Origin of the sequence: Aegicerativicinus sediminis, from assembly GCF_015476115.1 — a bacterium.
Taxonomy (GTDB): domain Bacteria; phylum Bacteroidota; class Bacteroidia; order Flavobacteriales; family Flavobacteriaceae; genus Aegicerativicinus; species Aegicerativicinus sediminis.
In genome coordinates, this window is record NZ_CP064295.1 from 1,825,269 (window position 1) to 1,838,242 (window position 12,974).

The window sequence follows — 12,974 nt, forward strand, 5'->3', positions numbered from 1 at the left end:
CAGATTGTTAATATAAGTCAATTTTTAGAAGTAAGAAAATACTGATTATTTGATCAGTATCTGGGGTTTAAATGTTGTTTTTCACTTGGCTTATTTTTTCGAGCTAATTTCTTGATCACAAAGTGAAATTATTTTTTCGATTCTCTCTTTAAGTCTTATATAATTGCGTTCGTTTTTCATATTCCAAATCCGTTGACTATTAACAAGATTTTCAAACTCCAAGGATTGGTATATTTCTGTATAGTCTGTTTCAAAACCTGAAGTAATAGAAGTGTCATCTCTTATGTTTTCAGTAATTTTTGTATAATTTGAATTCTTGTAAAGAAATGGGAACGATATATTGTTTCTTTCATTAATTGCCCAAGTTTCATCTTCTTTTACATCGTTTAGTAATCCATTCCAATTTGAAAGGTGATTTTTAAGTTCTTCATTTTTAATAATATGTATTTTGCCTGAATTGATGATATCGCTCATAATGCCGTTGCTAGGGTCGTAAGAGATTATGTTTAATAACCCCGAATTGATAAGAGAATCACTTTCATATTCAGACAATGTCATTTCATTATTGCCTGTATTATTTAATATAGTTTCACATCGTTTCTGTATTAATTGGGTTTTTAAAATGGAACGATTTAATTCGTCCTTATTATAGGTAAACTCCTTCTTTAAAGACCTTAAAAGTTGTAGTTCTTGTTTATTAATTTTCCTGTTTTCATTCCAATTATTCACTTGTAATGCTAATAGAATGCCAATCATTACTAGTACAATTTCACCAATGGCATAGAACAGGTATCTGCTAAACTTGTTTTCGGAGAGTAACTTTTGCCTAATTTTTCTAAATAATGAAATCATCGGTTGATAATTAGAATTAAAAAAGTGTTATCGGACCTAATAGATCGGGGTGGGGAATAATAACTAAGATAGTAAAATGGTAAAACTTAGTGGTTAGGAGAATTCAAAAGTGAATCGAAATAGTATTGAAATATTTCTGTTGTTTTAGTTGGCTTACATTATTGCGGGATGCTTTTTATTTAAATTGAATATTACCGACTGCCATTGTTCCGGAATCCTCTGGTGATAAACTCATATGGTAATAAAGGTTATTTTCTTTCAAGGTAAGTTTTGCCCTTGGAGTACCAGCTGCTAAATAGGAAAGGGTTGCTATGTAATACATATGTTCCTCATTCGGATTGATTATTTTATGTAGGCTAGATCCTTTATTAAGATTACTGTCAAAAAATGATTTTAGTTCCGTTAAACCATAATTGAATGATGATAATTTATCAAAACTCATGTTATCTGTAGGCAAAAATAGTTTCAGATAGGAACCTGGTGGTGTAAAAATTGCTGATGAATCTGAGGGGAAATTAATGTTCAGCTCTATTGGCGTGTTGGTTTCATTTACTATCCGAGTCCAGAATACAGCAAATGCGTAAGACTTTCCAGAAGGATCAATATATTGGGTTCCATCTGGTGCAATGGTTCCACCCTTAGGAAGACTGTTTTGAATTCTTATTCCTTTTCCAATAATGGGTAAATAGGTGGTATCTGTATAAATGTATTTTTCTAAATCTATATTTTGCGAAATGGTTTGATTCTCTGAAATTATTTCAATCTTTGGTTCAATCGTAGTATTTTCTGTATTGGAATTGCCTTCCCGTTTACATGAAAATAGCGACGTAATTGCCAAAGCCGCCATAATTAATTTATGCCCCATTTTTTAGATTTTATACCACTGTTTTTGTAGGTTTTATTCCACGGGTTTACACGAACTTTTTATCTTATCACCACGTCAAGAATATTTTGAAAATTACCAGTTTAAGTTGGGACAAACTATTATAAAAATGTTATGCTATCTGCATTACTAATTTTATTCGATTTTCGATTTGTCCGCTTTGTTGAAAATAAATTGTTCAATTGCATTAATGTCTTCTTCCGTTAAACGGTCACCAAAGTTGGGCATGCCTAGTGGAAGGAAAATACCGTTTTGTACAATTTCATGAAACGCTTGAGTTCCAACAACGGCACTATATCCTAAATCTGGGGCTACTCCGCCGCCTGTTTCCGCAACTACATGGCAGGTACCGCAGAATCGATTAAAAATACTTTCACCTTTTTTTACCATATTTTCATCTAAGGGAGTGGCGGTAGAGACCAGTTTTTTGGCAAGAACTTCTGGTTTTGAAGGTAAAGGCTGCGTTCCGCCAATTTTAAATGTATAAATGGTGCCAGGAAGCAGTACATCTGTGTGCTTGTTTTTCATGCCATAACCGCCTCCCCAGCCTGTTACTGCCGTAAGGTATTGAATACCATCTACTGAATAGGTCACTGGAGGTGCCATGATGCCGGTATGTAAGTCTGCTTCCCATATCAATTCACCATTTGTGGCATCATAAGCTGTCAAACGCCCATCTGCAGTGCCTTGAAATACTAGGTTAGATGCCGTAGCCAAAACACCTCCATTCCAAATATTATCTTGCTTAACAGACCAAACCTCCTTTTGATTTATTGGATCCCATGCCACTAGCTTTCCATAATAATTGGCTTTTTCATCAGTAATAGTAGGGTTGGAGGGTAAGGTTCCAATTGCTAGATTCCAACCATTTCCGGTGCCGAACCCTTCTTCATTATAAACCCACGTACTGTCCTGGCCATAATTAGAAAAGGTTTCCCTGGCTGGAATAAAGGTTAAATTGAGGTTGGGATTAAATGCCATTGGTTGCCAGTTATGAGCACCATTAAAATTTGGTGCAATATCTATATTAGCTTTATCATATCTAGCGAATTTTGTTTCTATTGGCTTTCCTGTTTCAAGATCTACCCCCTCAGCCCAATTTACATAAGCAATCTTTTCAGCTGAAATAAGTTCGCCATTTGTTCGGTCTATAACATAGTAAAACCCATTTTTAGGCGCTTGCATGAGAACTTTTCTCGGTTTTCCATCAATTTCCAAATCGGCAAGTATTATGTGCTGTGTTGCTGTAAAGTCCCATGAATCTCCGGGTGTGGTTTGATAATGCCACAAAAGCTCTCCCGTATCAGGATTTATGGCCAGAATAGACGATAAATATAAATTATCCCCTCCGCCCGGGCTTCGTTTATTGCGGTCCCAAGGAGATCCATTTCCTGTGCCAACATACAATGTATTTAATTCTGTGTCATAAGCCATCGCATCCCACACTGTGCCGCCTCCGCCAAATGTCCACCATTCGCCTGTCCAGGTGCTTGCTGCATGTTTCATGGCGTCATTTTCAAAAGGTATAGAAGGGTCTCCAGGTACGGTATAAAACCTCCAAAGTTGTTTGCCTGTTTCAGTGTCATAAGCTGAAAAGTATCCTCTTACGCCAAACTCGGCACCCCCGTTGCCAATTATTACTTTATCATTTATTACCCTAGGCGCACCAGTTATCGTATAAGGTTTGCTTTGATCAACAGTAAGCGTTTCCCAAATTTTCTCTCCTGATTCAGCGTCTAGAGCAATCAATCTTCCATCGAAAGCGCCCAAAAATACCTTGTCTTTATCTAGAGCCACTCCGCGATTAACAACATCACAGCAACCTTTTTCTCCAAAGCTTTTAGGCACCTCTGGGTCAAAGGTCCATATTAGTTCATGCGATTTGAGATCGATAGCATAAACCACACTCCATGGGCCAGTAAGATACATAACCCCATCCTTAACTATAGGAGTCGCTTCAATACCTCTTTTAACACCCAAATCGATACTCCAATCTAACCCGAGTTGGCCAATATTATTTTTAGTTATTTGAGATAAAGGGCTAAACCTTGTTTCTTCATAGTTTAATCCATGAAAGGCCCAATCGCCATCATTATTTTGACTGTCTTTTATACAAGAAGAACATAAAACGAAACTTAGTAAAAGACCAATTCTTATATGTGCCATAGGGTAATGTTTTAGCATTTTAGACGTAGAAAAAGTGTTCCTAATCTACTTAATTTTTTGGGGTTATTTGGCATACAAGGAACCAAAACGGTTAATCTAAGGTAGGTTGGGGTCGTTGCAGGTATGGAAATAAAAACTTTGATGCATATCTTTAATCTTTTCTTTCTGCTAAAAACAATTGATTATTGTCCGGATCCTCGAAATATGCTAACCGAATCCATCCGTCTTGTTCCAATTCAAATTTTATTCCTTTAGATTCTAGTTCTTTAATAGTTGCATCAAAATTAATAACCCCAAGGCCAATTGACAGGTTATTTCCTTTTACGATTTTCCCTGTAGTAGGATGAAGTCCAATTAAAAGATCGGGTGCCTGTATTTCTGCATAATGATTTCCGTATCTGTTAACCAACTCTAAACCCAATTTTATTTGGTAAAACTCAATGGCTTGGTCCATATCTGAGATCATCACATTTACTCGGCATGTCTTTAAATTATTCATGTATGACCCTTTGTTTATGGTTGTGCTTGATAGTTTGTATAATGCAAAGGCGCATTAGCTGCATACTAATTTACCAAATAAAACTAGGCAACGGTTGATGATAAAGATATTTCGAGAATTAAATCAGAACCAATAAACTATTAGGTTTTTATTGAATGCGTATTTATTTTTTATCCGGATTGGGGTTTCTTTTTTCGAATCAGATTTTGATCAATCGGTCAAATTTTCTTTAACAATAACAGATTTAGTTGAAGCCGATTTTTTTCTTAGTTCAGCTACTTTTTGATATTCTGTCGAGTTAATAAACTTTTGCAGTTCCTCCATAGAATTCCATTCCAGAATTATCAATCTGTTCGGATTCCAATTCCCTTCACCTGGAATAACCATTTTATCGGGGTCTTTGTCAAAAGCCATGCCGCCAGATCGAACCAAATATTTCCCGTTATAGCTCTTTATTATTGGTTCAACCTTTACCCTATATTGTTCATACATAATTGTGTCGTGTACTGTAATGTCTAGTACAACGAATATTTTTGGAGATATAGGTTCTTGGGATTTCTCTGTTTGTGCTTGGATAGATAATGTCCATAAAAACAGAATGGGTAGAAGATAGATTGTTTTGCTTTTCATATTGTTCCTTTTGATAAGTATTGTTTTCAGCTTGAAGGTAACTGTTTGTATAACGCAGCGTTGGTTTAAGACTAACATAGTAAAATGAGGGAACTTTGGTTGGGTGGAGGATTCCGATTAGGAAGACAAGAAGCAATAGGGGTTATACTGGGCGGTACTTTCATTATTTATCTATCAATTTCATCTTTAATCTGTTGAGCTAAGGCATCAATTTTTGGTAAAAATTCATTGATGGCGTTTTTTGAACTATTGGCTCGCCATTCAATATCTGAAAGTAACCATACAAATTCTGGTTTTTGGAAAATGTCTTCAGGGATACGGTTAACTATCCAAGTATTATTTTTATCCAAGTATGGATATTCACGAAGTGAGAGTAACATTTCAACATTAGGCCTATAGCGCCTAGTAGTATGTTCTATTTGAGTTTGAAAGACCGGTAAAACAAAGTCAAAGAAATTGATAAGATGATTTCGTATATTATCATTAGACACTCTATCTATACCAGAGGATTTTAAAGCATCATATGGCCCTCTGTTAAATTGAAAATATCTTCCAATGTTTAAATTCCATAATCTCGTGTACAAAGAGTCATGAAAAGTGGCCCTGTTTTGGGTCAAGTTTGAGAAATATTTAACAGTGCTATCGAGGGTAGCATAAGCATTGAAATTTTCTTGTAAATTCAAATGGTCAACCATTAATCCCTTTTCAATTTCTGATAGCATTTTAACTTCAAAAGCTCTATTGTTTTTAGCCTCATTCCAGTTATTAATTTGAAGCGCAATGAGAATACCAACGACCACCAAAATGATTTCGCCAATGGCGTATTTGAAATATTTAGAGGTTTTATTTTCCATAACTAGTGATTGACGGATGTGTCTAAAGAATTTAATCATTGTGCTAATTCAATTTCTATCAAATCCAACAGTTCTAGAATTCGTTCTCTGAGTGCATAGGACTGGCTATTGATCATCTCTGAAAAGGTAGCGCAATCAGCAATATAACCTTCCAATCTATAATCGTTCAATACCACGGCACTATCAAAATTTGTTTTTGACTTCGCTAACTTGAATGTGGTTTTCTTGCCTTCATCCAAATGAAAAGCACTCATTTTTTGGTTTTCCCAGAATGCATGATTGATTGTTCTTCCAGGGATTAAATTGTTCAAATAAGGTAAAAAGTGATTAGCGCTAAGGTTGCCCCAAGAGATCTCTTCTTCCGTAACCTGAACGATTTCGCTCGTCCAACGTGCTAATTTCTCTTTGAGCACTTGATTTTTTATCAACTGCATTTGTCCAGAACTCGCTAAGTCGTTCACGATGGGATCAAACGTAGGAACCATCTGTGTAATCGATAGGAATGCAATTAAGCTGTCTTGATTTGCGGTTTCAGGATGATCGAAATAGTCCAGAAGTTGAAGCGAAGCAGCAAGCATATCGTCACGGAGACGGATTTTTTGATCGAGCTGTTCTAAATTACTTTGAAATTCTGATTTTAACTGGCCTAATAAAACCTGTTCCTGCACTCGCTCTTTTCTGTTTTCGTTCCAATTGTTGATCTGAAGTGCAAGGAGGATACCAATAACTACAAGGATTATTTCTCCAATTGCGTATTTGAAATAGCGCGAGGTCTTATTATTTTCCATAGATTTTAAACGGATTTGGCGGAAGAATTTAATCATCCAACTCTTTTTTAATTTGAAGTAATAATGAATCCATAGTGTCCCGCAGTTCCGAAAAATGATTTATTTGACCTTCTAAAATCCAAATTTTTTGAAGCAATATGTTTATTACAAAGACATTATTCCTATAATCATCTAATGATTTAAACGAAACGTCTGATTTCGATTTATCAAAATTGGAAAAATCTTCATTCGAAAATCTTTCATCTCTTTTATAATCGGTTTGTGGTAAGTGATCATAATTGAGTAACTGCGGTGCAATTATATTTCTAGTATAATCCTTCATCGCTGTGTCCCAACTTTCATAATTCTTATTGTAATACAACAATATTGAATCTAATAGAACTTGGTTTTTTATTAATTCTATCTTGCCAGTAGATATGAGATTATTGAATGTAGTTTCATTTTGATTAAATCCGCTGATGTTTAAAATGTTGCTGAATTTTGCTTTAAACGTAATGAAATCACCAGTTTCATTATTTAGTAAAATGTTTACAGCCGTTTTGAAATCTGACAAATTATCTCCGTTGACTATAATTTGATTTTTTATTTGAACTACATCGGAACGAATATCGTTTTGTAACTTTTGAAGAATAAATCGCTCTTGTTTGTTTTCTTTTTGCTCTTGACTCCAATTATTTATTTGAAGCGCGATGAGGATACCAATAACCACAAGGATTATTTCGCCTATGGCATATTTAAAATAGCGAGAAGCCTTATTGTTTTCCATAGATTTTAAACGGATTTGGCGGAAGAATTTAATCATTAATTTCGATTTGTTGCCTTACAAGTTCTACAACCCCTTCGTTGATCTGTTCAATAGTTCTATTAAGATCTAACAAGTCGGCCAGGATGTGGATTTTTAGGGTTATAATATTTCTAAATTTTTGGTCTTTAATAACATTAAGGATTCTGTTTTTATCAACCGCTGGAGGTAATGGATAATCCTCTACTCGTAACCACGGAACGGCTTGGTAATCTAAGTACTCTATGATGTATGGCTGAAAAGTATTTACAAGGTCCATTTCGTGGGTAGATTGCACCAGTTTAATAAGATCAACGTACTTATAATAATCAGCAATTTTAGATTTTAGACTTGCGTTGGTCATTAGTTTGAAATCTCCTGACCCAATTAAATTATTATAAGTTCTGTCGGTACTAATATAGGCAGGCATTGAACTCATTAAGCTGAAATTCTTGTTCAATGAGTCTATAGAAATTGTTGGTTTTTCAAGGGTAGATTGTTCTAAAAGACTTATAAGTTTTGGTAGAGTTCCCGCAATTTTATCTATGGTATTCTGGGATTTTTTAAGATTGATTTCAAAGTCTTCCAGCAATTCTTTCAAATAAACCTTTTCAATGGATTTATTTTTATTGCTCTCGTTCCAGTTATTAATTTGAAGCGCAATGAGGATACCAATAACCACAAGGAATATTTCACCAATGGCATATTTCAGATATTTTGCTGTTTTATTTTGACTCATTGATTTATAACGTATTTTTCTAAAGAATTTTAACATTTGTTATTGATTGATCAAATTAACCACAACCTTAATCAGCTACACGCGGGCCATGATTTTCAGCCTTAACTGTTGTACTGCGATACACGAATTTGCTGCTTGCGTATAGGCTATCTTTGTGATTAGCGATTCTTGTCTTTGGCTTATGTAGGCATCAGGCCCCTCGATTGTTTCCTATGCCTATAAACAATGTGGCAAAGGCCATCTATTCACTTCTGCCTGGTTACTCAGCGATGAGCCGCTCGATTGTTGCGCGTATTCGACCCATGTCATTCGCACACATTTTGTGTAACTCTGATCCGTTGTCGTCATGGTATTCCATCCCTGGATGGATGAACTGGATTACTCCAGATTTATCTAATATAAACGTCACCGAAGTTCCGGGCCGGTCGGGTCCTGTTAGCCACCATTCCTTTAGAGTTCCATTCCTCCAATCCCAGTCTATCGCTATGGGAAACTTAAACTGCCTAGCATCTACTACATTCTTTACGCGCTGTACATCCAGTGGGTCATTCCTCCCTGCTTTTGGATGGTAAACACCGACTATAGTTAGTCCCTTGTCACTGTATTCATTATAGAGTTCCCGAAGCGCAGGAGCACTACTTGCGCAGTAGGGACAGGTGTCAGTAAACCAACGAACAAGTACAACTTTCCCCTTGAGGTTTTCCAGGGTGAGTGGTTCTGAGTTAAGCCATCCGTCAAACTTAAACGGGGTTGCCTCAACACCGATACGGTCATCACCAGCAGTGCGATCCATTACTGAAAGGAACGCCAGACCCTTAGCGATCAAGGAATCTGCTTTTTCTTCAGACATTCCCCTTTCGAGATAGAGCTCACGTTGGTGTTCCCAAGACATCACCGTTACATACTTTTTAGAAGCGTCTGGCTTGGGGTGGTGAATTTCATGGTTTTTATCTGTAGATTCCTGTGCGTTACACGGAATTATCACAACAATAAGTAAAGGAACTAAAATTCGGCTGAGTACATTTTTTGGTTTTAGCATGGTGTTTTTATTATTGGTATGGTTAGTCATTCAATATATGCAACAATTTATAGCTAAGGGTTTGGCTATGTTTCTGTCATTCAGAAATTCGGTAGACACGAGCGGAGCGAACTGGCGTCAGTAATTCCGTAGTAACAATCGAGCCAAATGAATCTAATGGTTTTAGTTTAACATGATTCGAGCAATGGATTATTTCCCATGTTTTATAGTCGTCAATTTTCATTTTTCCATCTTTCAATTTCAATATCCAATTTTTCTAATTCGTTAGCAACATCAATCGAGTCCTTTCGTGCGGACCTTAAATATGGTTCATCGTCAATTAAATTCTTGTCAGAAGTAATTTTGGTGTCTAAAATTTTAAGAATTTCTGTGGCTAAATTTTTTCTGTGTATAGATCTTCTTAATAAGAAACGTGAAGTTCTACTCGAATGATCGAGAACAATTTTAAATTCATTAGCTTTTCTAAGCTTCTCAAAATCCTCCGGCACAGCTCTCCTTCCTCTTAAGCTTGTGAAGTAATTGGGATAAATTCTCTCGTCTAAAAGCTTTTCAATAAGATCTCCTCGGTCCTTAAAAACTTTTGAATCTTCATAATAATGACTAATTTCATTTATTAAGTCTTTATCATCCAATATTTCAATACCAATATTCAACAGTCTATCATATACCAAATAGTCCGCTTCAATAATAGACACCCATGAAATTAATGCTAAAGATGAGTCTAATGATTTTGTATATGGCAAATTTTCTTTTACAACCCGCTGTAACAACTCGGCATTTAAATAAGCCGATTTTAACCGTGATTTTTCAAGGGTTAATGAAACCGTATCAGCCATTATTTTTAACTTTAGTTCTATCAAAAACTCTTGTTTTAATTTTTCACGTTTCCAATTTTCATTTGCGTTATTTAGTTGTAACGCAATAAGAATGCCTATTACAACAAGAACAATTTCGCCGATGGCATATTTTAAATATTTTCCAGTTTTGTTTTGTTCCATAAGATTGTATCTAATATTTCTAAAAAACTTTATCATAGTTTCGGTTGGTTATAATGAAGTACTAAGTTTTGGCTGTGGAATCATTAGGCGAAAATTTGCGATGACTAGCTTTCGGAAAGTTGGATTGAATTAACTACTTTCATTATTCATCAAGTATTGCTTTTATTTTATCATACTCTCTTGCCATATCAGTTGAGTCCATTTTAGTGGTTCTTATATAAGGTTCTTTATTAAGTAAATCCTTGTCAGTAGTAATTTTGGTATCTAAAATTTTTAGAATTGCTGTGGCTAGATTTTTTCTGTGAACGGATCGCCCTATTAAACCATAGGAACCCTGAGAGGCATAGTCTAGTACTATTTTGAATTCATTAGATTTTTTGAGCTTTTCAAAATTTTCCGGCACCGCTTTATTTCGACTATAACTAATAAAATAGGTAGGATAGATTCGATCCCTTAATAGGTCAATTGCAGCCTCTCCGCTGTTTTCCAAATTTTTGGAATCATCATAATAATGAACAATTTCCATACTTAAATCTTTATCACCAATGATATCCATACCAATGGCCAAAAGTCTGTCATAAATTCTATAGTCTGCCGGAACAATTGATACTCCAACAATTTTGGCCAAAGAGGAATCTAATGCTTCTGTATAAGGCAAATCTTCTTTAATGATCTTTTTTAATAGCATGGCATTGATATAAGCCGATTTTAATCTAGTTTTTTCTCTATTTAGGGAAAGGGTATCTTCCATCATACTTGATCTTAGTTCGGTTAACAGCTCTTGTCTTAATTTTTCTCTTTGCCAATTTTCTTTCGCGGTATTAAGTTGTAACGCAATTAAGATACCTATTACAACAAGCGCAATTTCTCCAATAGCGTATTTCATATACCTTCCTGTTTTGCCTTGTGAAACCAGGTTTTGGCGTATTCTTCTAAAAATCTTAATCATAATTTTGGTTAGTTATAATAAAGGAAAAAGGTTATTTGGCAGCGGATCTTTTAATGCCGCTTATAATATCTTGTGATGAGTTAATCGGGATAATATTGTGTTACAATCATCTTTCCATTTGGCGACCAATGAGCTCTACCTACTTTAATATCTTGTGGCGTTACTCTATATTCCTTACTCGACTCGAGATTTATTACCCAAAGGGAATAGTAACCATTGGCTCTTCTGGAGAATAGTATATTCAAACCATCAGGTGACCAGTCTGGACGTTCGTCATAATAGGCATTTTGAGTTAGTCGCATTTGTCTTGAACCGTCGGGTTTCATTATATAAATCTCACTATTTCCGTCTCGTTCTGAATTAAACGCAATCCAATTTCCGTCAGGAGAAAAAGTTGGGTCTGTATTGTCGGTGTTCGAAAATGTGAGTTGTGTAACGTTTGAGCCATCAGCATTCATTAGATAAATCTCGCGATTACCTGTTCTATCTGAGGAAAATACCACTTTTAATCCGTCTGGCGACCAATCTGCCCAACCATCTCTGGAAGGATTTTCTGTAAGTCTAATCCTGTTTTTTCCATCACGATTCATCACCCAAACATCCGTATTGGAGCCAGCATCATATTGGAATAATAATTTTGAGCCGTCACTCGACCAAGCCCCATGATCTTCTTTAGCATTATCAAAAGTGAGCCTGATAACCTCGGTTCCGTTGGGCTTCATTTGATATAAATCGTTAGAACTTTCTCTATTTGAATCAAAGACTATTAAACTTCCATCCGGGGACCATTCGGGTTCTTCATCTGCAAATTCATTGTGGGTAAGCCTAACCAATTCCTTGGTCTCAAGGTTGAAAATTGCTATTTCACTCGGTGTTCTCTGTGAATAAAGGATTTCTTGAAAAAAGAGTAAGGGCATTAGTGAAAGTAAAATTCTCAATTGCAGTATATTGGGTTATGCAGAACATCGGCTTGGCTGGAATTCGGTTGTGAGGAAATTGGTAAGAATTTCGAACTAGGAATCGAGCTAAGTTAAAGGTAATGATTTTTGGTTTGCATATTGCAAGCAATGTTCGTTTCCATTATTGGGCTTTCGTAATTTTATCAATTGTGATCGATATATTCTTCCATTTTTTCTCTTAAAATCTTTGTTTTACTTAAATATTCCTTGGTTTCATTCAAGTTTATTAAATAAATTCCTGAGAACATTTTTAGAGACTCAACATATTCAACATTTTCCAAGAGTTGCGCATAATTTGTCGGAATTTGAATGCGTCTCTGATTTTTGTCCATTTTGGTTACGAAAATCGTCCTAGGAAATTTTAAAATGTAATTGTAAAAATCATCCCTCAACTCGGTATATATTCCTTTTGTAGATTCTATTGTAACAGTATAATATTCTCCAATATTTGATCTTAAGGAATCATTTTGAATCATATCCAATCCTGAGGATTTCAAAGATTCATATCCACTTGTTTTTATGTTAAGACCGGGTAATTGATGAATTAAGGCAAAATGTCTCGATAAAATAGAGTCATAAGGCAATTTATTTTCAAGATGGTTTATCACATGAGTAAAAATTTTCATAATAGAATCACGTCCAATGTCATAAGTATGCATTAATCTGATTTGAGCATTATTTTCATTTACGATTAAATCTGAAATGATTTCTTTTAGAATTACTTTTTCCTTTTCTTTTGTTTTTCTTAATTCATTCCAATTATTTACCTGTAATGCAAGTAGAATTCCAATCATTACAAGAATAACTTCACCAATTGCATATTTTAAATACTTTCTT

Annotated in this window: 14 protein-coding genes; all 14 read right to left on the reverse strand. The window is 35.2% G+C overall.

The features are described from left to right. Positions 1-90 precede the first annotated feature (90 nt). Entirely contained in the window at positions 91-852 is a 762-nt protein-coding gene (locus tag ISU00_RS07840; RefSeq protein WP_228853504.1) for a DUF6090 family protein, read from the reverse strand. Between the two features lie 175 nt (positions 853-1,027). Continuing rightward, entirely contained in the window at positions 1,028-1,717 is a 690-nt protein-coding gene (locus tag ISU00_RS07845) for a hypothetical protein (RefSeq protein ID WP_228853505.1), read from the reverse strand. Positions 1,718-1,870: 153 nt separating this feature from the next. Beyond that, positions 1,871-3,901, reverse strand: coding sequence for a PQQ-dependent dehydrogenase, methanol/ethanol family (locus tag ISU00_RS07850; RefSeq protein ID WP_228853506.1), 2,031 nt, complete (start codon positions 3,899-3,901; stop codon positions 1,871-1,873). Positions 3,902-4,052: 151 nt separating this feature from the next. Continuing rightward, positions 4,053-4,400, reverse strand: coding sequence for a VOC family protein (locus ISU00_RS07855; RefSeq protein ID WP_228853507.1), 348 nt, complete (start codon positions 4,398-4,400; stop codon positions 4,053-4,055). A 210-nt stretch (positions 4,401-4,610) separates the two neighbouring features. Then, complete coding sequence (locus ISU00_RS07860; RefSeq protein ID WP_228853508.1) at positions 4,611-5,030, reverse strand: DUF1330 domain-containing protein; 420 nt, start codon at positions 5,028-5,030, stop codon at positions 4,611-4,613. Between the two features lie 167 nt (positions 5,031-5,197). Continuing rightward, positions 5,198-5,884: a DUF6090 family protein gene (locus ISU00_RS07865; RefSeq protein ID WP_228853509.1), complete on the reverse strand. Its 687-nt coding sequence runs from the start codon at positions 5,882-5,884 to the stop codon at positions 5,198-5,200. Positions 5,885-5,919: 35 nt separating this feature from the next. Continuing rightward, a complete protein-coding gene (locus ISU00_RS07870) occupies positions 5,920-6,708 on the reverse strand; it encodes a DUF6090 family protein (RefSeq protein ID WP_228853510.1) in 789 nt (262 codons plus the stop codon). Beyond that, entirely contained in the window at positions 6,701-7,474 is a 774-nt protein-coding gene (locus tag ISU00_RS07875) for a DUF6090 family protein (RefSeq protein WP_228853511.1), read from the reverse strand. Before ISU00_RS07875 ends, ISU00_RS07870 begins: the two co-directional genes overlap by 8 nt. Then, on the reverse strand, positions 7,467-8,228 hold the full coding sequence (locus ISU00_RS07880; RefSeq protein ID WP_228853512.1) for a DUF6090 family protein: 762 nt from the start codon (positions 8,226-8,228) through the stop codon (positions 7,467-7,469). Before ISU00_RS07880 ends, ISU00_RS07875 begins: the two co-directional genes overlap by 8 nt. A gap of 223 nt (positions 8,229-8,451) precedes the next feature. Then, entirely contained in the window at positions 8,452-9,261 is an 810-nt protein-coding gene (locus ISU00_RS07885; RefSeq protein WP_228853513.1) for a peroxiredoxin family protein, read from the reverse strand. A gap of 182 nt (positions 9,262-9,443) precedes the next feature. Then, positions 9,444-10,265 (reverse strand): DUF6090 family protein, encoded by an 822-nt coding sequence (locus ISU00_RS07890; protein WP_228853514.1) that lies wholly within the window; start codon positions 10,263-10,265, stop codon positions 9,444-9,446. A 106-nt stretch (positions 10,266-10,371) separates the two neighbouring features. Then, entirely contained in the window at positions 10,372-11,178 is an 807-nt protein-coding gene (locus ISU00_RS07895; RefSeq protein WP_228853515.1) for a hypothetical protein, read from the reverse strand. A gap of 80 nt (positions 11,179-11,258) precedes the next feature. Then, the gene (locus ISU00_RS07900) at positions 11,259-12,095 is read right to left on the reverse strand and encodes a TolB family protein (protein WP_228853516.1); all 837 of its coding nucleotides are present in this window, start codon (positions 12,093-12,095) and stop codon (positions 11,259-11,261) included. Positions 12,096-12,280: 185 nt separating this feature from the next. Then, positions 12,281-12,931, reverse strand: a complete 651-nt coding sequence (locus ISU00_RS07905; protein ID WP_228853517.1) for a hypothetical protein — start codon at positions 12,929-12,931, stop codon at positions 12,281-12,283. Positions 12,932-12,974 lie beyond the last annotated feature (43 nt).